The organism is Caballeronia ptereochthonis (genome assembly GCF_001545075.1).
Lineage (GTDB): Bacteria > Pseudomonadota > Gammaproteobacteria > Burkholderiales > Burkholderiaceae > Caballeronia > Caballeronia ptereochthonis.
Map to the genome: position 1 here is coordinate 34,541 of NZ_FCOB02000036.1, position 19,652 is coordinate 54,192.

Annotated in this window: 15 protein-coding genes; 6 read left to right on the top strand and 9 right to left on the bottom strand. The window is 66.2% G+C overall.

The window, feature by feature from the left end:
- Positions 1-2: 2 nt before the first annotated feature.
- Positions 3-1,022, bottom strand: coding sequence for a LacI family DNA-binding transcriptional regulator (locus AWB83_RS29425; protein WP_087049150.1), 1,020 nt, complete (start codon positions 1,020-1,022; stop codon positions 3-5).
- A gap of 206 nt (positions 1,023-1,228) precedes the next feature.
- Between AWB83_RS29425 and AWB83_RS29430 the strand changes: the two genes are divergently transcribed.
- Positions 1,229-1,648 carry a YciI family protein gene (locus tag AWB83_RS29430; RefSeq protein ID WP_087049151.1) on the top strand — a complete coding sequence of 140 codons (420 nt, stop codon included), beginning with the start codon at positions 1,229-1,231 and terminating at the stop codon, positions 1,646-1,648.
- A gap of 41 nt (positions 1,649-1,689) precedes the next feature.
- Here AWB83_RS29430 and AWB83_RS29435 read toward each other — a convergent pair whose 3' ends face one another.
- The 3 genes from AWB83_RS29435 to AWB83_RS29445 all read right to left on the bottom strand — a co-directional run bounded on the left by AWB83_RS29435 (position 1,690) and on the right by AWB83_RS29445 (position 4,112).
- Positions 1,690-2,883 carry a thiolase family protein gene (locus AWB83_RS29435; RefSeq protein ID WP_087049152.1) on the bottom strand — a complete coding sequence of 398 codons (1,194 nt, stop codon included), beginning with the start codon at positions 2,881-2,883 and terminating at the stop codon, positions 1,690-1,692.
- 13 nt (positions 2,884-2,896) lie between these two features.
- Entirely contained in the window at positions 2,897-3,604 is a 708-nt protein-coding gene (locus AWB83_RS29440; protein WP_087049153.1) for an SDR family oxidoreductase, read from the bottom strand.
- Between the two features lie 79 nt (positions 3,605-3,683).
- Positions 3,684-4,112, bottom strand: a complete 429-nt coding sequence (locus tag AWB83_RS29445) for a MarR family winged helix-turn-helix transcriptional regulator (protein WP_087049177.1) — start codon at positions 4,110-4,112, stop codon at positions 3,684-3,686.
- 367 nt (positions 4,113-4,479) lie between these two features.
- Between AWB83_RS29445 and AWB83_RS29450 the strand changes: the two genes are divergently transcribed.
- Positions 4,480-5,634 (top strand): branched-chain amino acid ABC transporter substrate-binding protein, encoded by a 1,155-nt coding sequence (locus tag AWB83_RS29450; protein WP_087049154.1) that lies wholly within the window; start codon positions 4,480-4,482, stop codon positions 5,632-5,634.
- Positions 5,635-5,641: 7 nt separating this feature from the next.
- Here the strand turns inward: AWB83_RS29450 and AWB83_RS29455 are convergent, their stop codons facing one another.
- The gene (locus tag AWB83_RS29455; RefSeq protein ID WP_244197924.1) at positions 5,642-6,751 is read right to left on the bottom strand and encodes a LysR substrate-binding domain-containing protein; all 1,110 of its coding nucleotides are present in this window, start codon (positions 6,749-6,751) and stop codon (positions 5,642-5,644) included.
- Here AWB83_RS29455 and AWB83_RS29460 point away from each other — a divergent pair.
- The 3 genes from AWB83_RS29460 to AWB83_RS29475 all read left to right on the top strand — a co-directional run bounded on the left by AWB83_RS29460 (position 6,699) and on the right by AWB83_RS29475 (position 10,568).
- The gene (locus AWB83_RS29460) at positions 6,699-7,853 is read left to right on the top strand and encodes a methionine aminotransferase (RefSeq protein WP_087049156.1); all 1,155 of its coding nucleotides are present in this window, start codon (positions 6,699-6,701) and stop codon (positions 7,851-7,853) included. The genes AWB83_RS29455 and AWB83_RS29460 overlap by 53 nt on opposite strands.
- Before the next feature lie 22 nt (positions 7,854-7,875).
- Positions 7,876-8,658, top strand: coding sequence for an ABC transporter substrate-binding protein (locus AWB83_RS29465; RefSeq protein ID WP_087049157.1), 783 nt, complete (start codon positions 7,876-7,878; stop codon positions 8,656-8,658).
- Positions 8,659-8,993: 335 nt separating this feature from the next.
- Entirely contained in the window at positions 8,994-10,568 is a 1,575-nt protein-coding gene (locus tag AWB83_RS29475) for a DHA2 family efflux MFS transporter permease subunit (RefSeq protein WP_087049158.1), read from the top strand.
- A gap of 71 nt (positions 10,569-10,639) precedes the next feature.
- Here the strand turns inward: AWB83_RS29475 and AWB83_RS29480 are convergent, their stop codons facing one another.
- From AWB83_RS29480 to AWB83_RS29490, 3 genes are all read right to left on the bottom strand, one after another.
- Complete coding sequence (locus AWB83_RS29480; protein ID WP_087049178.1) at positions 10,640-11,077, bottom strand: DUF29 domain-containing protein; 438 nt, start codon at positions 11,075-11,077, stop codon at positions 10,640-10,642.
- 93 nt (positions 11,078-11,170) lie between these two features.
- Positions 11,171-14,860: a DUF748 domain-containing protein gene (locus AWB83_RS29485; RefSeq protein WP_087049159.1), complete on the bottom strand. Its 3,690-nt coding sequence runs from the start codon at positions 14,858-14,860 to the stop codon at positions 11,171-11,173.
- A gap of 181 nt (positions 14,861-15,041) precedes the next feature.
- A complete protein-coding gene (locus tag AWB83_RS29490; protein WP_087049160.1) occupies positions 15,042-16,505 on the bottom strand; it encodes a DUF1254 domain-containing protein in 1,464 nt (487 codons plus the stop codon).
- A 463-nt stretch (positions 16,506-16,968) separates the two neighbouring features.
- Between AWB83_RS29490 and AWB83_RS29495 the strand changes: the two genes are divergently transcribed.
- Positions 16,969-19,218: a heavy metal translocating P-type ATPase gene (locus AWB83_RS29495; RefSeq protein ID WP_087049161.1), complete on the top strand. Its 2,250-nt coding sequence runs from the start codon at positions 16,969-16,971 to the stop codon at positions 19,216-19,218.
- Here AWB83_RS29495 and AWB83_RS29500 read toward each other — a convergent pair.
- Positions 19,161-19,646, bottom strand: a complete 486-nt coding sequence (locus AWB83_RS29500; RefSeq protein WP_087049162.1) for a thioesterase family protein — start codon at positions 19,644-19,646, stop codon at positions 19,161-19,163. The genes AWB83_RS29495 and AWB83_RS29500 overlap by 58 nt on opposite strands.
- Between the last annotated feature and the right edge of the window lie 6 nt (positions 19,647-19,652).

A 19,652-nucleotide genomic window follows, 5' to 3' on the forward strand; every position in this document is an offset into this window, starting at 1 on the left:
CGTCACGCGCTCCTTCGCCGAATCAGACGATGCGGCAGCAGCACGCCCGGCACCTCCGCGCGCGGATCGCGCAGGCGCTTGAGCAGCAAGCCGGCGGCGGTTTCGCCGAGCAGCTGCATTGGCTGAGAGACGGTCGTGAGCGGCGGATCGACATGCGCGGCCACCGCGATATCGTCGAAGCCGACGACGGCGACGTCGTCCGGCACGCGCAAGCCCGCGCCGCGAATACCGTTCATCACGCCGATGGCGAGCGTGTCCGATACCGCGAACACGGCGGTCGGCCTGGCGTCGCCGAGTGCGGCGAGTTGCGCCGCCGCGCGTTCGCCCGCGTCGTAGTCGAGGCTGTCAAGCTCGATCAGCCAGGCGGGATGCGGCTCGATGCCCGCGTCCTTCAGCGCGTCGCGATAACCCGCGAGCCGCTGCCGTCCATACAGATAGCCCTGCCCGGAGTTGATCAGCGCGATGCGGTCATGACCCTTGGCCGTCAGATAGCGCACGACATCGCCCGCCGCGCGATGATTGTCGATGCCGACATACGGCACGCCCGCGGCCGGATCGAACTCGCAGCATGCGACCCATGGCAGCGTCGAGGCTTCCTCGGCGAGCGCTTTCTGCACGGCGGCGGGATCGAGGCAGATGGCGCCGTCGGCGCGGCGGCCGCGCAGAAGATCGAAATAGCTTCGCTCGCGCAAGGGGTCCGCGCCGGTATCGCACAACAGCATGAAGTAGCCGTTCTGGCGCGCGACGCTGTCGATGCCGCGCACGATCGCCGCGTAGAACGGGTTGCCGAAGTCGGGGACCATCGTGAGCAGCAGCCGGCTTTCCGCCGTGCGCAGATTGCGCGCGAGCTCGTTGATGCGATAGCCGCTCGTCGCGACCGCCACGAGGACTTTTTCGCGCGTCGCCTCGCGAACGTTCGTGTGGCCGTTGAGCACGCGCGACACCGTGGCGACCGACACGCCCGCCCGCTGGGCGACGTCGGCAATCGATACTTCCTCGCGTGGACGAACCGTATCCGACATGCTCAGCGTCGCTTGCGGCGATCGAGATGTAATGGATTACATTATTTGATCGGACGAGGCCCGAAGGCAACTGCAATCGACTAGGGACAAACGCTTAGGACAGAATTTCACACGCATGTGTCGATCTCGTCCGTTGTTGCTCGTCGTAAGGTGTGAGCGGGCACAATTACGCTCGACCGAACCATCCAACTCGAGGAGCAAACCCCATGCGATTCATGATGCTGATGATCCCGCGCGGCTACGAAAGCGCGGAACCGGGCGCAATGCCGAGCGCGGAAGCCGTCGCCGCGATGATGAAGTACAACGAGGAGCTGCAGAAGGCGGGCGTGCTGCTCGCGCTCGACGGGCTGCATCCGCCGTCGATGGGCGCGCGCGTCACGTTCGAGGGCGGCAAGCCGCGCGTGACCGATGGCCCGTTCGCCGAGGCGAAGGAAGTGCTCGGCGGCTACTGGATGATTCAGGTCAAGTCGCGCGAAGAGGCGATCGAATGGGCGAAGCGTTGTCCGGGTTCGGACAACGAGATCATCGAAATCCGGCAGGTGCAGGAAATGGACGACTTCCCGCCGGACGTGAAGGAAGCCGCGGCCGGCTTCGACGAGATGCAGAAGAACGCAGGCAAGAAGTAAGCGCAAAGGCCGGCGGTTTCCCGCCGGCTCGTCCCGATCGCTTACGCCACCCTTTCCAGCGCCAGCGCGATACCCTGCCCGCCGCCGATGCACAGCGTGACGATCGCGCGCTTCACGCCATCGCGGCGCATCGCGTGGGCGAGGCGCGTCGTGAGCACCGCGCCGGTCGCGCCGATCGGATGCCCGTGCGCGATCGCCCCGCCCTCCACATTGACGATGTCCTCCGGCACGCCGAGCGTCTTCGCCACCGCGATCGGCACCGCCGCGAAGGCTTCGTTGATCTCGAAGCGCTCCACCTCGCCGAGCGACCATCCCGCGCGCTCGAGCGCCTGCCGCACCGCGGGCACCGGACCGAGCCCGAACATGCCCGGCTCGACCGCCGCCACGCCGAATGCCGCCAGCCGCACGAACGGCTCGATGCCGCGTGCGTCGGCTTCCCTGCGGCTCGTCACGATCATGGCGGATGCGCCGCTGTTCAGCCCCGGCGCGTTGCCTGCCGTGATCGTTCCGTCGGGACGGAACGCCGGGCGCAGCTTCGCGAGCGTCGCGAGGGTTGTGTCGGGACGCGGCTGCTCGTCGCGCGCGAACACGACCGTTTCCTTGCCCTTTTTCACGTCGATGCCGACGATCTCCGCATCGAACGCATTGTCCCGCTGCGCCGCCGCGAAAAGCTGTTGCGAACGTTCGGCCCAGCGATCCTGCGCCTCGCGCGTGATATCCAGCTGCGCCACGAGATCTTCCGTGTGCCAGCCCGAATGCGCGCCCGAGAACGCATCGACGAGGCCGTCGCGCAGCATGCTGTCGTGGATCTGCGCGTTCCCCATGCGATAGCCGTGACGCCCGCCTTCGAGCAGATACGGCGCGCGGTCCATGTTCTCCATGCCGCCCGCGACGACAAGCCGCGCGACGCCCGCCGCGATCTCGGTCGCCGCCGTCGCGATGGCCTGCGCGCCCGAGCCGCACACGCGGTTGACCGTCAGCGCGGGCACCGGAACCGGCACGCCGCCGCCGACCGCCGCCTGGCGCGCCGGATTCATGCGGTTGCCCGCCTGGATCACGTTGCCGAACACGACTGAATCGAGCGCGGCCGGATCGACCGCGCTGCCCGCGCGCCGCAGCGTTTCCGCGATTGCGGCCGCGCCCAGATCGACGGCGGGCGTGTCCTTCAGCGAGCCGTTGAACGCGCCGATCGCCGTGCGCACGGGATGACACAACACGATGTCTTGCGAAAACATGACGATGCTCCGATCAGCGCGGAATGCCGGTGAGATAAAGCGGCGCGCCGGTCGAGAGCGACTGCTTGACGGCGCGGCCGGTGTCGTCGACGAGCACTTCTTCCTGATTCTTCTCCACCGCGGCGAGCACCTGGTTCACCACGTGCTCGGGCGTCGACTTTGGCGCGGTGACTTGCGCGGTCATGTCGGTGTCGATGTAGCCGGGATGCGCCGCCACGACGAGCGTGCCCTGCTCGCGCAGCTCCTCGCGCAGCGCGTTGGTGGCCGCCCACGCCGCCGCTTTCGAGATGTGATACGCGCCGCCCGCCGGCAACGAGACCCAGCTCAAGACCGACAGGATATTGATGACCGCGCCGCCGCCATTCTTCTTCAGCACGGGCGCGAATGCCTGCGTCAGCGCGATCGGGCCGAAGGCGTTGATCTCGAGCAGCTCGCGGATGCCCTGCGTCGAGGCCGGATCGACGAGCAGGCCGCGCGTGGTCGCGCCCGCGTTGTTGACGATCACCTGGACGTCGGTGTACGTGGCCGCCGCTTCGGCGATATCGGCGGCGTTCGTCACGTCGAGGCGGATGGCTTCGACGCCGGGAACATCGACGCTCCCGGGATCACGCGCGGCGGCATAAACCTTCGCCGCGCCCGCCTTCAGCAGCGATTTCGCAAATTGCCTGCCGAGACCGCGATTCGCGCCGGTGACGAGTACGACTTTTCCTTCGATCTGCATGGTGTGCTCCGAATTCAGTGCATATGCACTTTAGATGCCGAAACAAAGGCCCGCGTCGCGCGAGCCTGCTGTGCTCCACTCACTCCATCGTCGTCAGTTCGAACAGCGACTTGCGCAATGCCTTCGCGCGTTTCTCGCCGAACTTCGCTTCGAATTCCGCCTGCGCCGCGCGCCACTGCGCCGATGCCTTCGCGAGCGTTTCCTTGCCCGACGCCGTCAGCCGCAGGCCGACCGCGCGCGAACTGGGCGTTTCCTGCGCCGCCTCGACGATGCCATCGCGCTGCAAAGGCTTAAGCGCACGCACGAGCGTGGTGCGGTCCATCACCATCTGCTCGGCGAGCTCCGCCATCTGCACGCCCGGCTTGCGGCCGATCGCGGCGATGATCGTGAACTGCGCCGACGTGATGCCCACCACGTTCAGATGCCGCTCGTACATCTGCGACACGTAACGCGCGGCCTGTCGGATCGCAAAGCAGTTGCAATCCAGAGGAGAAGAGTTGGAAGTCATGCCTCGCAGCATATAAGTGCATATGCACTTTGTCAAGCGGGGGAATTTCAATCGGCGCGATGGACCGCGCGGCGCATTGGCGCGAATCGTCGCGCGCGGCCGGGCCCCGAAATGCCCGAAGCCGCCCCGGACGTGCGATCGCGAGATTTCGGGCCTATGCCGAAATCCGCATGTCCAGCGCGACTAAACACCAAGACGCGCCGAAATTGGCTCCCTAAATTGCGCATGTTCGCCGCCTGCACCGGACCGCACGCCAAACGGGTGCTTTCACCGTCCGAATGTTCGGACACTTGAGGGCAAGTCCGTCTTGCCGGCGCTGAACCGGTCGTGTTCCATTCGATTGCCAAACCAAAAAGGAGAGGAAACCATGCGCATCCGTACCCAACCTCTGGCATGGCTGGTGGCTTGCGCCACTGCCGCGCTCGGCGCCGTGCCGCTTTCGGCGTCCGCTGAAGACCTCACGGTGAAAGTCGGTTTCGCCGCGCCGCTCACCGGCGCGAATGCGGGATATGGGAAGGACCTCCAGAACGGCGTGCAGCTCGCGCTCGACGAAGCCAACGCGAAGAAGATGACCATCGGCGGGAAGACGGCGAAGTTCGAGATTCACGCGGAAGACGATCAGGCCGACCCGCGCATCGGCGTGCAGGCGGCGCAGAAGCTCGTCGACGACGGCGTGGCGGTCGTGGTCGGCCACTTCAATTCGGGCACGACGCTGCCGGCGTCGCCGATCTACAACACCGCGGGCATCCCGATGATCGATCCCGCGGCGACCAACCCGACCATCACGACGCGCGGCCTGGAGAACGTCTTCACGGTGATTTCGAGCGACGCGCAGAACGCGGGCAACGCGGGCGTCTACGCGGTGTCGACCACCAAGGCGAAGCGCATCGCGATCATCGACGATCGCACGGCCTTCGGCCAGGGGGAGGCCGACGAGTTCGAGAAGGCGGTCAAAGCCAAGGGCGGCACGATCGTCTCGCGCGAGTACAGCGACAACCAGACTGTCGATTTCAGCGCGCAGTTGACGCGCATCAAGGCGACCAATGCCGACCTGATCTTCTTCGGCGGCCTCGACCGGCAGGCGGCGGCGGTCGTCAAGCGGATGAAGCAGCTCGGCATGAACGCGCAGTTCGTGGGCGGCGGCGGCGTGATGGACGCCGATTTCCTGAAGCTCGCCGGCGACGCCGCCGAGGGCGCGCAGGCTTGGGAATACGGCAGCCCGCTCGACAAGCTGCCCGAGGGCAAGGCGTTCAGCGACAAGTTCCAGAAGCGCTTCGGCGTCGCGATCCTGTCGTATGCGCCGTTCGGCTACGACGCCGCGTGGGCCGCCATCAACGCGATGCAGAAGGCCAGCTCCATCGATCCGAAGGTCTACCGGCCGGTGCTTAACTCCAACAAGTTCGAGGGCATCACCGGGCCGATCGCGTTCGACAGCAACGGCGCGCTGAAGAACGCGTCGTCGACGCTGTATCAGGTGAAGAACGGACAGTGGGAGTCGGTCGTGACCAAGCACGGCATGTGAAGACGCCTCAGGCCTGCGCGGCGTGCGTGTAGGCCTGCAGTCGCTTGCGCGTCCGCGCCGCCTCGTCGCCCAGCCATTGCGCGAATTGCTGCAACGCGGGCGACGGCGCGGGCCGGTCCGGATAAACCAGGTAATAGGCCGCGCCGCTCGGCACGCACAGCGGGAACGGCGCGATCACGCGCTTCGCGCGCAAGTCTTCCTCGATCAACGAGACGTCGCCGATCGTCACGCCCAGGCCCTGCATCGCCGAGGAAATCGCCAGATCGAGCGTGTCGAAATGCTGTGCTTTCGTCGACGGCAGGCCGGCGTAGCCGTACGCGCCGAGCCACAAAAGCCAGTCGCGGCGGTCGCGCGTGGGATGAAGCAGCGTCTTGCCGGCGAGATCGTCGGGGGTCGGCGGGGTGTTTTTCTTTGGCTTCCACAATTCCGGCGCGCACACCGGCGTCAGCACTTCATCGAAAAGATGATGCACGCTCACGCCCTTGAGCGACGGCAGGCTGCCGAAAACAATGGCCGCATCGAACTGCTCGGCATTGAATTCGACGCCGTGCGACACCGACGCCGTCACCTCCACCACCCGTTCCGGCCGCTCGTTCTGCAGGCGGATGACGCGCGGCAGCACCCAGCGCATCGCGCAGGTCGGGCACTTCACGCGCAAAATGCCGGATTGCGCGCCGCCTTTCGCGAGGGCATCGTCGATCTGCGCGAACGCCTGCTGCAAGGGCGCGATGAGCAGCGCGCCGTGGTGCGTCAGCGCGAGCCCACGCGCCTGCCGCGCGAAGAGCGCATAGCCGAGATGCGCCTCCAGCCCCGCGATCTGGCGGCTGACCGCGCCCTGCGTCACGTTCAGCACCTCGGCCGCGCGCGTGAAATTCAGCTTCTGGGCGACGACCAGAAAGGTTTTGAGTACGTCGAGGGAAGGAAGCGGTTTCATCGGGTTTTTCGCATGTAGCCATGATCTGCAAGCATGGCTAGTATGACAAAGTTTCGATTGTCCGCGCTTTATTGCTGCGGTTGAATCGACGAGTGCAATCGTCGAACCGCCATTCCGGAGACCACCCGTCGTGCAAAGCGCCTGTATTCCCGAGTCGAAGCTGCCGAAAGTCGGTACGACCATTTTTACCGTCATCGGCCAATTAGCCGAGGAGCATCACGCGCTCAACCTCTCGCAGGGCGCGCCGAACTTCGCGTGCGATCCGAAGCTGATCGAAGGCGTCGAGCGAGCCATGCGGGCAGGACATAACCAGTACTCGCCGATGTCGGGCGTGCTCGCGCTGCGCGAGGCGATCGCCGTGAAGACGCACAAGCTCTATGGCGCACAGTACGATCCGGGCACGGAAATCACCGTGGTCGCGAGCGCGAGCGAAGGCCTGTACGCGACGATCAGCGCGCTCGTGCATCCCGGCGACGAAGTGATCTACTTCGAGCCGTCGTTCGACAGCTATGCGCCGATCGTGCAGTTGCAAGGCGCGACGCCCGTCGCGATCAAGCTCTCGGCGGAGGATTTCCGCATCGACTGGGACGAGGTCGCCGCCGCGATCACGCCGAAGACGCGCATGATCCTCGTCAACTCGCCCCACAACCCGACCGGCAGCGCCTTCACGTCCGCCGACATCGAGCGCCTCACGGCGCTAACGCGCGACACGAAGATCATCGTGCTGTCCGACGAGGTCTACGAGCACGTCGTGTTCGACGGCGCGCTGCATCACGGCATGGCGCGCTATCCGGAGCTGGCCGAGCGCAGCGTGATCGTGTCGTCGTTCGGCAAGTCGTATCACGTGACGGGCTGGCGCGTCGGCTACTGTCTCGCGCCCGCGGCGCTGACGGCCGAGATCCGCAAGGTCCACCAGTTCATGACCTTTTCCGCCGATACCCCGATGCAGATGGCCTTCGCAGAAGCGCTTGCGGACGAATCGAGCTATCTGAATCTCGGCCCGTTCTATCAGCACAAGCGCGATCTGCTCGCCGAATCGCTCGAGGGCTCGCGCTTCGAGTTGTTGCCGAGCGCGGGCAGCTTCTTCATGCTGGCGCGTTACGACGCGATCTCGAACGAGTCCGACAGCGATTTCGTGCTGCGCCTGATCCGCGAAGCGCGCGTGGCGACCATTCCGCTGTCGGCGTTCTACACCGACGGCACCGACAACCGCCTGATCCGTCTCTCCTTCGCGAAGGACGACGACACGCTCATCGAAGGCGCGCGCCGCCTTCGCTCGATCTGACGATTTCCTGGAGACCAACACGATGAAACTGAACCACATCGCCAGCGCATTGTTCCTTGCATGCACGTTCGCCAGCGGCGCGGCGCTCGCCGCCGACACCCTGCGCTTCGGGCTGGAAGCGCAATATCCGCCGTTCGAATCGAAGTCGTCGACGGGCGAGCTTCAGGGGCTCGACATCGACGTCGGCAATGCCGTGTGCGCCGCCGCGAAGATGCAGTGCAAGTGGGTCGAGACCTCGTTCGACGGACTGATTCCCGCGCTGCAGGGCCGCAAGTTCGACGCGATCAACTCCGCGATGAACGCGACCGAGCAACGCCGCCAGGCGATCGACTTCACGACGGTCGTGTATCGCGTGCCGACGCAGCTGATCGCGAAGAAAGGCAGCGGCCTGGAGCCGACGGCGGCATCGCTGAAAGGCAAGAGCGTGGGCGTGCTGCAGGGCTCGATTCAGGAGACCTTCGCCAAGGCGCACTGGGAAAACGAAGGCGTGAAGGTCGTGCCGTATCAGGATCAGAACCAGGTGTACGCGGATCTGAAGTCCGGGCGTCTGGACGGGACGCTCGTGCTCTCGCCGGCGGGACAAAGCGGCTTCCTGTCGAAGCCGGACGGCGAGGGCTTCGCGTTCGTCGGCGCGCCGGTGCGGGACGACAAGATTCTCGGCAGCGGCATCGCCTATGGCGTGCGCAAGGGCGACGATGCGCTCAAGGCCAAGCTCAATGCGGCGATCGAGAAGGTCAAGGCGGACGGAACCATCGACAAGTACGCGAAGAAGTATCTGGGAAATATCGATATTTCGGCGAAGTGAGGGGTCGAGGGCGCGGCTGCAAAGTTGCCGCGCGCCTATCCTCACAGTTGCAGAAAGGCACGAATCGCGTATTTCGCCGCGTCGAGTTCCTCGTCAGCGACGGTCTCGCGAAACCCTCACGCGTCGGATCTTCCGGCCCGCCCCATTCCGTGCCGACGGGATCGCCAAAATCGATCTCTTCGTGCCGCTCCAGTTACGTCTTTCGAAAGGATCGATGCGCGGCCCTCGGCCGTTCGGCTCTGCAGCTTTTTTTGAGCACAGGCACACTGGCGACTTGACCTTCTTCGGCCGCGGCGCGCCCAGCGCGATACTGCGGCCTCAAGCATGGGAGCCGCATGAGCACGCCGACGACGTCCAGCCCCGCCGCCGCCGCACCGCCCCCGCCGCTCGCAGGCGGCCAGCTCGTCCTCGCCACTTTCGCGGTGGCGCTCGCGACCTTCATGAACGTGCTGGATTCGTCTATTGCCAACGTCGCGATTCCGACGATCTCCGGCAACCTCGGCGTGTCCGTGAACGAGGGCACCTGGGTCATCACCGTGTTCGCGGCGTCGAACGCCGTGTCGATTCCGCTGACCGGCTGGCTCACGCAACGGCTCGGCCAGGTGCGCCTGTTCATCGGCGCGATCCTGATGTTCGTGCTGTCGTCGTGGCTGTGCGGCCTCGCGCCCACTCTGCCGGTGCTGCTGTTCGCGCGCGTGCTGCAGGGCGCGGTCGCCGGGCCGCTGATTCCGCTGTCGCAGGCGATCCTGCTCGGCTCGTATCCGAAGGAAAAATCGTCGATGGCGCTCTCTCTCTGGGCGATGACCGCGACCGTCGGCCCGATCGCCGGTCCCGCGCTCGGCGGCTGGATCACGGACAGCTATTCGTGGTCGTGGATCTTCTACATCAACATTCCGGTGGGCATCTTCGCCGCGGGGGTGACGTGGATCATCTATCGCAGTCGCGAAACGCCGACGAGAAAGGCGCCGATCGACGTCATCGGCCTCTTGCTGCTCGTCTCGTGGGTCGCGTCACTGCAGATCATGCTCGACAAGGGGCGCGACCTCGACTGGTTCTCGTCACCGGTGATCGTCGTGCTGGCGATCGTCGCGGTGATCGCGTTCTCGTTCTTCGTCGTCTGGGAATTGACGGACCCGAATCCCGTGATCGATCTGCGGCTCTTCACCGGGCGCAACTTCTTCGGCGGGACGGTGGCAATTTCCGTCGCCTATGGCGTGTTCTTCGGCAATCTCGTGCTGCTGCCGCAGTGGATGCAGCAGTACCTGAACTATCGATCCATCGATGCGGGGCTCGTCACCGCGCCGCTCGGCATCTTCGCCGTGATCCTGGCCCCTGTCATGGGCAAGGTTCTGCCGCGCAGCGATGCGCGCATCATCGCGACGATGGCCTTCATCGGCTTCGCCTTCGTGTTCTGGATGCGCTCGAAATACGTGATCGAGGTCGACACGTGGCATCTCGTGCTGCCGACGCTCCTGCAAGGCATCCCGATGGCGATGTTCTTCGTGCCGCTCACGGCGATCGTGCTGTCTGGCTTGCCGCCATCGAAGATTCCGGCGGCGGCGGGCCTGTCGAACTTCGTGCGGGTGTTTTGCGGCGCGGTCGGGACCTCGCTCGCGGGCAATGCGTGGGACGACCGCATCGCGCTGCATCACGAGCGGCTCACCGAGCAGGCGAATATCTACAACCCTGCGTTCCTGCAATCGCTCGGGATGTCCCAATCGACGCTCGATGTCAGCGAGGCGCAGGCGCGCGGGATGTTCAATTTCACCGTCAATTCGCAAGCCGCGATGATGGGGCTCAACGATATCTTCCTCATTTCGGCCGTGATCTTCATTCTGATCATTCCGCTGATCTGGATTACGAAGGTGGCGAAGGGCGGAGGCGGGGGTGCGGCGGCGGGGGCGCATTGAGGTGTGCTTGCGCCCGTTACGGCCGTGACGCGGCATGAGAGGCGCAAGCCAATTGGCTCGTGCACGGGCGACTAGTCAGGAGCAAATTCCGTGTCGAGGACCATCAACATCGGCCACGGACAGAGCCCCGGAAACGTATCGAAATCCATCCCCGTCTCGGCTTCCGCCTGATTCCGGGCCTTGGACCACACCAGGTCGATCCATTCTGCGTCATCGAAGTTGACCTTGAGGCTGGGCGCCTCACGCAATACGAACATGACTTCCTTTCGCTGCGTCCGTATCGTGTTCATCCCGCTCTTGCCACGCCGCTCCGGCTGATACCGCCACTTCAACAAATGCGCGAGCAATACCGACATTCTGCTCACCAGTTCCCGCTGCTCACTCTTGCCCACGTCCTCGATTTCCTCAGCAATGTGCTCGATATCGATGGCCGCAAGCTTCCCTGCACGCAGCAGCGCGGCCTGTTCCCTGGCCCACGCCACCACGTCCTTCTCATACGGTGTTCCCATCGGCTGACTCCCGTTCTCTTTCGGATTACCGGTGTCACCGATACTAGTTTTCGTTTCCCTGTTCATCCAGATCGTCCAGACGGCTAACGCGTTTCACTTCAACCCCAGGTCCACCCTGCTCCCCGCCCCCTTGTCCTTGATGTCGTCCGCATTCAGCTTCGGCGCGACGACGAAAATCCGCTTGCTGTCGATCTTCCCGTCGAAATACTCCTGCACCGCCTGCGCGCGCCGCTGCGCGAGATCGCGCAACGAACCTTGATCCACCGGCGCGTTCTGCGTCAGCGCGGCCTTCATGTCCGCGTCGGGCAGCGTCTTCGTCATGCCGATGAAGTTGGTCGGCTTCTTGAAGTCCGCCGACTTGTACACCTTCGTCAGATACTTGTCGTAGTCGGCGTCCGACACCTTGATCGTCGACCAGTCCACGTTCTCGCCATTGCTCGACATGTCGCGCACCTTCGCGCGCTTCACCTGGCTGTCCACCCACGCGGAACGCAAGGCCGGCTCGTCCGTTTTCGGATCGACCCGGCCCATCACGTCCATGCTGACCGACGGCTTGTCCGCCAGCGCCTTCGCGATCGCGTCGAGCTTCTTCTGCGCGGCGTCGTTCAGATCGGCCGAACCCGCATTGAACTCGATGAAGTTGAGATCCTCGCCGCCCCCGCCGAACGCATGCGCGAGCAGCGTGAACGGCGCGGTCACCGCCTTCTGCACGAGGTTCAGAATCGCCTGCCATACGAGCCCGCCGATCGAGAACTGCGGATTGTCCAGCGACCCGGAAATCGGAATGTTCACGTCGATCTCGCCGCGCGAGTTCTTCAACAGCGACACCGCGAGCCGCACCGGCAGCTTCGTCGCCGTCGGATTGTCGATGTGATCGCCGAATGTCAACTGATCGATGAACAAGTGATTGTTCGCGGTGAGCTTGTTGTCGGCGAGCATGTAGTGCAGATCGACGTTGAGCTTGCCCTTCGTGATCGGATAGCCCGCGTACTTCGCCGAATACGGCGTGAGATTCGTCAGCTCGACGCCGTGCGCGCTCGCCGTCAGATCGAGCGCGGGCTTGTCGATCAGCGGGTTGACCTGCCCCTTGATCGATACCGGCCCGTTCGCCGCGAGCTTCGCGGAAACGTCGACGGGCGCGGGCGTCGTCGAATGCGTTCCGAACGCGCCGATCGTGCCGTTGATCGCGACGAGATTCGCCGTGTAATTCGGCTTGATGAAGTTGTCCGTGTACGTCACGCGGCCGTTTTGCAGCACCAGTTGCCCGAAGCGCATGTTGACCGGCGGCCCGGATTTTTCCGCGGTCTTCGCCGGCGCGGCGGGCGCGCTCGGGGCGGGCGGCGCGCCGGCCTCGGCCTTTTCGCGGGTCACGGGTTGCGTGGTGTCGCTGTCGTTCGCCACCACGCCCTTCAGGTTCAGCCTGCCTTGCGAATCGAGCAGCACGCGGCCGTAGAAGTTCGCGAAGGTCACGCGCGCCGCGTCGACATCCGTGCCGCGCGCGTCGTAGCTCACCTTCACGCTGGTCAACCCGAGCAGCTTCCAGCCCGCGAAGCGGTCGTTGGTCGGCTTGTCGACCATGCGCACGTCGGTGAGCGATACGTCGCCCTTGTACGACGCCGCAAGCGTCTTGCCGCTGCCCGACATCGCCACGTCGCCGTTCGCGTTCAGGCTGGCGCTCGCGATCTCGACCTTGAGCTTGTCGCCGAAATACGGCTCGAACGCGGACGCATCGACCTGATCGCCCTTCACGTGCAACGCGAGCTTGAGCGGGCTCACCGTAACGCTGCCGCCGATCGCGAGCGCCCCCTTGCCGTTCAGCGTGAGCTTGCCGTCGACGGCGAGCGGCTTCGTGAGATCGTCGCTGAACTGCCGGACACTGACCGCGAGCGGCGCGACGCGCAGCTTGACGGGCCGCGCGGGCGTCTCGTCGACGACATTGGCGGATGCGTTGTCCAGCGAGATCTGTCCGATCTGGTAGCGCCACGCCGGCCCCGCCTCCTGCGCCTTCTGAATCTTGCGCGTGGCGGTCTGCTCGGGCGCGGCCTCGTGCGGGCCGGCGAGCTCGGCGAGATCGATGCTGCCGTCCTTGCGGCGCGTCGCATCGAGCGCGAGGCCGCTCAGCTGCACGCTGTCGAGCGACGCGTTGCGCCCGGACACATCGACCTTCGCGATCTTCGCCGCCGCCGACGCGAGCTTGATCGGCGCGACGCCGTTCGCATTGGGCGCGAGCGTGAGGGAATCGAGCTTCACCTCGCCCGCGCCGACCTGCACGCCGCCGTCCGGCTTGCCCCAGTCGACCGAAACCGGCAGGTTCGCGCCGAGCGTGCCGCTCGTCACGCGCGCGGCCATCACGTTCGCGAGATACGGCTGCAACGGCGGCAGCGCGAGGGCGTTGAGCGCGAGCTTCGCGTCGGCCGTTTTCGCGGCGAGCGTCACGTTGCCGGATGCGTCGAGCGCGCCGCCCTTGTCGAACGCGGTCTTGAGCGTGTAGCGCGCGGGCGTCTTCGCGAGCGTCGAGAAACCGTCGAGCGTCACCGCGAGACCGGTCAACGCGCCTTTCACGCGCTGCTTGAGCAACTGGTCGTCGAGGGCGATCCTGCCGTCGCTGATGGCCAGATGGCGAATCGCCAGGTCGAGCGGCGGCGCTTCCTTCCTCGCATCGTCCTGCGCCTTGCTTCCTGCGGGCTTCGGCGGGGGACCCGCGAGCTTCTGCACGTTCAGCTCGCCCGCCGAATCGCGCGCGAGATGCACATCCGGATTCGACAGCGTCACTTCGTCGAGGTGATAGATGTCGCGCAGCGGCTCGGCATTCGCGATCTTCACATGCAGCGCGCGGGCGGCGACGAGCGGCGCGTTGCTCTTGTCGGTGACGGCGAGATCGGCGAGATCGGCGGTGCCGTCGATGCGGATCGTCGGCGTATCGCCCGCGATTGCGAAACGCACGTTGAGCTCCGTCGAAAGCTTGCCGCTTTTCACCGCGACGGGCACCGAGGCCGGCGCGTAGGACGCCATCTGCGGCACGTCGAGACCGTCGAGCGACAGCGCGATCTCCGATTCGCGCGACTGAGCGAACGGCTTCGTGCGGCCCTTCACGACGAGCGGCGAGCCGTCGATGCGCGCCTGTAACAGCGGCGTCACGAAGATATTGGTGGCGGACGGCAGCGTGGCGATGAACGGAATGCCGAGCGCGAAGCGGTCGATCACGTGCTTCGCCTTCAAAAGCCTGTCATCGAAGGTGATCTGGCCGTTCTCGAGACGGATGTTCGACACCGAGAAACGCGCGGGCTTGTCCGAAGGCGGCGACGAAGACTTCGAGAATTTCGCGATCAGATCGGAGAAATTGAATTGCTCGCCGTCGAAGCGTACGACGCTGATGCGCGGCGAATCGATCTTCAGTTCGTCGACGACCGGCGCGAGACGGAAGATCGACGCCCACGAGGTGCGCACGATGAGCCGCGACACATCGACGAAATCGGCCGAACTGCCCGGCGCCTTCGCGAGATTGGCCGGTGATTCGCCGATATGCACGCCATCGGCTTCGAAATCGAGCGTATAGGGATTGAGCGAGATGCGCCGGATCGTGACGGGCCGGTCCAGTTGCTTCGCCAGTTGCTGCTCGGCGACATGGCGAATGACGGGCGGCGCCACGAAAAACCCGAGCAGGCCGATGACGAGGATCGCAATCAGCAGGCCGATCGTGATGCGCCGCGTGCGCCGCGCGTGAATGACGCCGCGCAACGTTTGACCGGCGGAGGCAAGTGAAGACTTGGTGATGCTTGACATTCGATGCGCGGCGACGAGCCGCCCGTATAAGCGCCGCTCGAGCTCGCCGTCCCGGAGAGATGATGCCCGAGTATACGACGATGCGACGCGCAAACGTTGACCAACACGTGCTTAAAAAACGCAAAGGCCGCGAAAAAATCGCGGCCTTTGCGTTTCGACTCATGGCTTGCCTGCGCCCGATTTACCGACGCTCGACGGGCGGAGGCGCCCACGAGCCGTCGCTCGCCTGCGGCTTGGGCGCATAGAGGCGCATCGCGAGCTGGAATTCGCCTTCGGGTGCGGGCAGCCAGTTCGACCCGCGCGCGCGTCCCGGCGATTTCGCCGACACGATCACGTCGACGGAGCCGTCGCGGTTCTTCTTCAGACGATCGCGATCGGAGATCGACAGGCGCGGCAGCTTCGCGTCCGCGAGTGCGCCCTCCTTCGTGTACGCCGTGATCGTCCAGAAGCCGCGCACCGGCGGAAGCTGATCCGGCGTGAAATGCAGCGCGTACTGGTTTGCGCCGTTCAGCGCATGGCCTTCGCTGTCCACGCGCGCGACGGGCTTCACCTCGCCTTCCTTCGTGCTCGTGGCGGTCTGGCGGCGCGCGAGGTACGCGCGCAGCGTGTAGTCGGTGCCGTAGATGCCGACGCCGTCCCCGAACCAGGTCCAGCCGTTCTTCGTGATCGCGTTCGACGGCACCGTCGCGAGCCGCTCGCGCGCGTCGGCGAGACCGGAATCCAGGAGCGGCGCATCCGTCTTCCTGAACTGCACCGGCTCGCCGGGCTTCACGCCCAGGTCGGCGAGCTGGCTCATCGCGTGACTGTCGTCGGTGGCGGCGGGATTGTCGTCGAGCGAGCGGGCGAGGCGCGCAAAGAACGCGTTCGCATCGAGCGCCTCGGCCTGCGCGCCCGGCGACGCCGCGGACAGCGCGGCGGGCAGCGGCGGCACCGCGGGCTGTTTTGCGCCGTTGGCCGGCCACGCCCCGGCCACGACGGGCGTCGTATCGGAGACGGAGCCCTTCGCTGGCGTCAACGTGTCGATGCGCATCGCCGTTTGCAGCTTGCGCGCCTCGCGCACGTCGCGCGGACCGTTCACGCGCACGCGCACCGAGAGCCACACGTAGCGCGTGCGCGTCTCCACACGCGTGGCATTGTTCGGCAGCGTGCCCGTCCATCCCGCCGGCACGAAGGCGATCAGCTGCGCCTTCGGATACGGCGTCGTGTCGGCACTCGAGTAGAGTGCGTCGGTCCAGGCGTCGAACGCGCGGGCGTCGAGATAGCGTCCGCGCGGCGCCGCGGGCAGCGAGACGATCACCGGATCGGCGGAAACGTCGAGCCAGGCCACCGACTCCAGCGTGTCGACGCTCGGCCAGCCCGACGCGCCGACCGGCGGCAGGGCCGTCGCATGACGGAACGTGTTGAGCGGCGCCTGCCCCGGCTGCCCCGCGCCACCGCTCGCGCGTTCGCGCGCGATGTCCGTGGCGACCAGCGGAAAACCGAACATATAGGCATCCGCGACCTGATTCTTCACCCATCCGGTGCTGGTCGCCTTCACTTCGGGCGCCTTGGTGGCGCAGCCGGCCAGGATGACCATGCCCGAGAGGCTCGCGCTCATCCAGATGGCGGCGCTACGCGGTAACGTCCAGCGTCGGTTGTTCTTCATTCGAATTGAAATCCGGTTTTTCTCTTTCGAGTGGGTTCGCGCGCAATCCGAGACGGGACCTGATCGGGGAATCGCTCGCGGGCGGATTGCCGCATGGGGCTTCGCACGGCGTACCGCGAGCGCTATCTCGGAATTCGGGTTTTAACTTATCCGCTGACGATAGGCAAGACGAAGCGAGCAAAAGCGTTCGGGCATTCGGCAATTGCATCGAATGCCCGCGATCCGAGCGCATGACGCGCCGGCGTCGCCTCGCGTACCATCATCGGCCGGCATGACGATGTCCAATTACGGGAGTCCCTCTGATGTACATGTCCGCCGCCCGCCGCACGGCCGATTTCGATATCGCACGACGCGCTCCATCCCGCCCTTGACCTTCCAAGCATTGGAAGGTCGATACTGCTCTTTGTCAGGGAATCGCGCGATCCGAAATTCGTGCCTCCCAGCCAGACCGGAACGTTTCACCATGCCCACCGCATCATCCGAAAATCCCAGAATCGCGGAACTCGCCGTCAGCGGCATGACGTGCGCGTCCTGCGTGGCGCGCGTCGAGAAGGTGCTCAGGCACGTGCCCGGCGTCGAGAGCGTCGCGGTCAATCTCGCCACCGAGAAGGCCACGGTCCACGCGAGCGCCGCCGTCAGCGACGAGCAGCTCGTCGCCGCCGTGGCGAAAGCGGGCTACGAAGCCGCGCCGATCCTGCCCGAAGCGCCGCCCGCCGCCTCGGCCTCGCCCGCGCTCGATCGCGAGCTCGCGGCGGTTTTCACGTCCGCGCTGCTCACGCTGCCGCTGCTCGCGCCGATGTTCGGCCTTTCGCTGAATCCGTGGCTGCAACTCGCGCTGGCGAGCATCGTGCAGTTCGGCTTCGGCGCGCGCTTCTATGCGGGCGGCTATCGCGCGGTGCGCGCGCTCGCGGGCAACATGGACCTGCTCGTCGCCCTCGGCACGTCGGCGGCGTGGGGCCTGTCCGTCTATCAGATGTTCGTGCACGGTGGCATGACGGCGCATCTGTACTTCGAGGCGTCGGCGGTGGTCATCACGCTCGTGCGCTTCGGCAAGTGGCTCGAGGCGCGCGCGAAACGGCAGACCACCGACGCGATCCGCGCGCTCAACGCGCTGCGGCCGACCAGGGCGCGCGTGCGCGAGCAGAACGATCCGTGGCGCGAACGCGAGGTGGCGCTCGCGGAGGTACGGATCGGCGATATCGTCGTCGTGCGGCCGGGCGAGCGCGTGCCGGTGGACGGCATCGTGCGCGAGGGCCGCACGCATGTCGACGAATCGCTGATCACGGGCGAAAGCCTGCCCGTCGCGAAGGAAGCGGGCGCGCGCACGACCGGCGGCTCGATCAACGGCGAAGGCGCGATCGCGATCGAAACCACGGCGATCGGCGCGGAAACGACGCTCGCGCGCATCATCCGGCTGGTCGAATCGGCGCAGGCGGAGAAGGCGCCGATCCAGCGGCTGGTCGATCGCGTGTCGGCGGTGTTCGTACCCGCGATTCTGGCGATCGCGGCCGTCACGCTCGCCGGATGGCTGCTGCATGGCGCGGACGCGGAAACGGCGCTGCTGAACGCCGTCGCGGTGCTCGTGATCGCGTGCCCATGCGCGCTCGGACTGGCGACGCCGACCGCGATCATGGCCGGCACGGGCGTCGCGGCGCGCCAGGGCATTCTCATCAAGGACGCGCAGGCGCTCGAGCAGGCGCATGCGATCGGGATCGTCGCGTTCGACAAGACAGGCACGCTGACGGTTGGGCGCCCGAGCCTCGTCGCGTTCGACGCCGCGCCGGGACAGGACCGCGAGCAGGCGCTCGGGCTCGCCGCCGCCGTGCAGCGCATGAGCGAGCATCCGCTGGCGAAGGCGGTCGCGGCGGCCGCCAAGGACGCGCCGCGGCTCGAAGCGAGCGCGGCGCGCGCGGTCGCGGGGCGAGGCGTGGAAGCGAGCATCGGCGAGCGGCGCATCGCGATCGGCAGCGGCCGCTGGCTCGCGGAACTGGGCGCGGAGGCGCCGTCATCGCTCGCGGCCCGGGCGCGGGACCTGGAAGCGCAGGGCAACACGGTGTCGTGGCTCATCGAGGAATCGGACGGCCGCAACATCGTGCTCGCGCTGCTCGCGTTCGGCGATACGGTCAAGCCGACCGCGCGCGCCGCCATCGAACGGCTCGCGCGCATGGGCGTGAAGAGCGCGCTCGTCACCGGCGACAACCCGGGCAGCGCGCAGGCCGTCGCGCGCGCGCTGGGCATTCCGCCGGATCTCGTGTATGCGCAGACGCTGCCCGACGACAAGGCGCGCGTCGTCGCCCAACTGAAGGCGTCGACGACGGGCGTGGTCGCGATGGCCGGCGACGGCATCAACGACGCGCCCGCGCTCGCCGCCGCCGACATCGGCATCGCGATGGCGAGCGGCACCGACGTGGCGATCGAGGCGGCCGGCCTCACGCTGATGCGCGGCGACCCGGCGCTCGTCGCTGACGCGATCGACATTTCGCGGCGCACGTACCGGAAGATCCAGCAGAACCTGTTCTGGGCGTTCGTCTACAACCTGATCGGCATTCCGCTCGCGGCATTCGGATTGCTCGATCCGATGTTCGCGGGCGCGGCGATGGCGTTTTCCAGCGTGAGCGTCGTGACCAATGCGCTGTTGCTGCGCACGTGGCGCGCTCAGGCCGGCGCGGTGGAGGAAGCGCGCACCGGCAAGCCGATCACGCGGCCGGCGTAACGCGCGTCCCTTGCGGCGACGGTCGGCTCGGCGGCGACGCGCGCGGCGATATCCTCATCGAACGAGGCGGCTTTCGGCGCGCCGCTCGTATCGATGTGCATCATCATCTGCTCGCAGGCCGAGACGGGATCGGCGGCATCGCCTTCGAACATCTCCAGGTACAGATGGATGCGCTTCCTGTCGTGCCCGACGACCCGCGCTTCGACGCGCACCGCCGCGCCCTCCTTGATTTCGCGCAGATAGCTGATGTGCGCCTCGAGCGTGTAGAGCGTGCGCTGGCGCGCGCGGCGGCCGGCGTCGTCGAGACCGATGCGGTCCATGAACGCATCGGTCGCGAGGCTGTAGATCAGCATGTAGAACGCGTCGCGCAGATGGCCGTTGTAGTCGACCCATTCGGGCTTCACGGTGTCGCGGTAGATCGTGCTCATCTGCGC

Excerpts from the sequence above, each read along its gene's own strand:
- AWB83_RS29425 (WP_087049150.1), bottom strand. The coding sequence starts at position 1,022 with ATGTCGGATACGGTTCGTCCACGCGAGGAAGTATCGATTGCCGACGTC.
- AWB83_RS29430 (WP_087049151.1), top strand. The coding sequence starts at position 1,229 with ATGCGATTCATGATGCTGATGATCCCGCGCGGCTACGAAAGCGCGGAA.
- AWB83_RS29435 (WP_087049152.1), bottom strand. The coding sequence starts at position 2,883 with ATGTTTTCGCAAGACATCGTGTTGTGTCATCCCGTGCGCACGGCGATC.
- AWB83_RS29440 (WP_087049153.1), bottom strand. The coding sequence starts at position 3,604 with ATGCAGATCGAAGGAAAAGTCGTACTCGTCACCGGCGCGAATCGCGGT.
- AWB83_RS29445 (WP_087049177.1), bottom strand. The coding sequence starts at position 4,112 with ATGACTTCCAACTCTTCTCCTCTGGATTGCAACTGCTTTGCGATCCGA.
- AWB83_RS29450 (WP_087049154.1), top strand. The coding sequence starts at position 4,480 with ATGCGCATCCGTACCCAACCTCTGGCATGGCTGGTGGCTTGCGCCACT.
- AWB83_RS29455 (WP_244197924.1), bottom strand. The coding sequence starts at position 6,751 with ATGGTCGTACCGACTTTCGGCAGCTTCGACTCGGGAATACAGGCGCTT.
- AWB83_RS29465 (WP_087049157.1), top strand. The coding sequence starts at position 7,876 with ATGAAACTGAACCACATCGCCAGCGCATTGTTCCTTGCATGCACGTTC.
- AWB83_RS29475 (WP_087049158.1), top strand. The coding sequence starts at position 8,994 with ATGAGCACGCCGACGACGTCCAGCCCCGCCGCCGCCGCACCGCCCCCG.
- AWB83_RS29480 (WP_087049178.1), bottom strand. The coding sequence starts at position 11,077 with ATGGGAACACCGTATGAGAAGGACGTGGTGGCGTGGGCCAGGGAACAG.
- AWB83_RS29485 (WP_087049159.1), bottom strand. The coding sequence starts at position 14,860 with ATGTCAAGCATCACCAAGTCTTCACTTGCCTCCGCCGGTCAAACGTTG.
- AWB83_RS29490 (WP_087049160.1), bottom strand. The coding sequence starts at position 16,505 with ATGAAGAACAACCGACGCTGGACGTTACCGCGTAGCGCCGCCATCTGG.
- AWB83_RS29495 (WP_087049161.1), top strand. The coding sequence starts at position 16,969 with ATGCCCACCGCATCATCCGAAAATCCCAGAATCGCGGAACTCGCCGTC.
- AWB83_RS29500 (WP_087049162.1), bottom strand. The coding sequence starts at position 19,646 with ATGAGCACGATCTACCGCGACACCGTGAAGCCCGAATGGGTCGACTAC.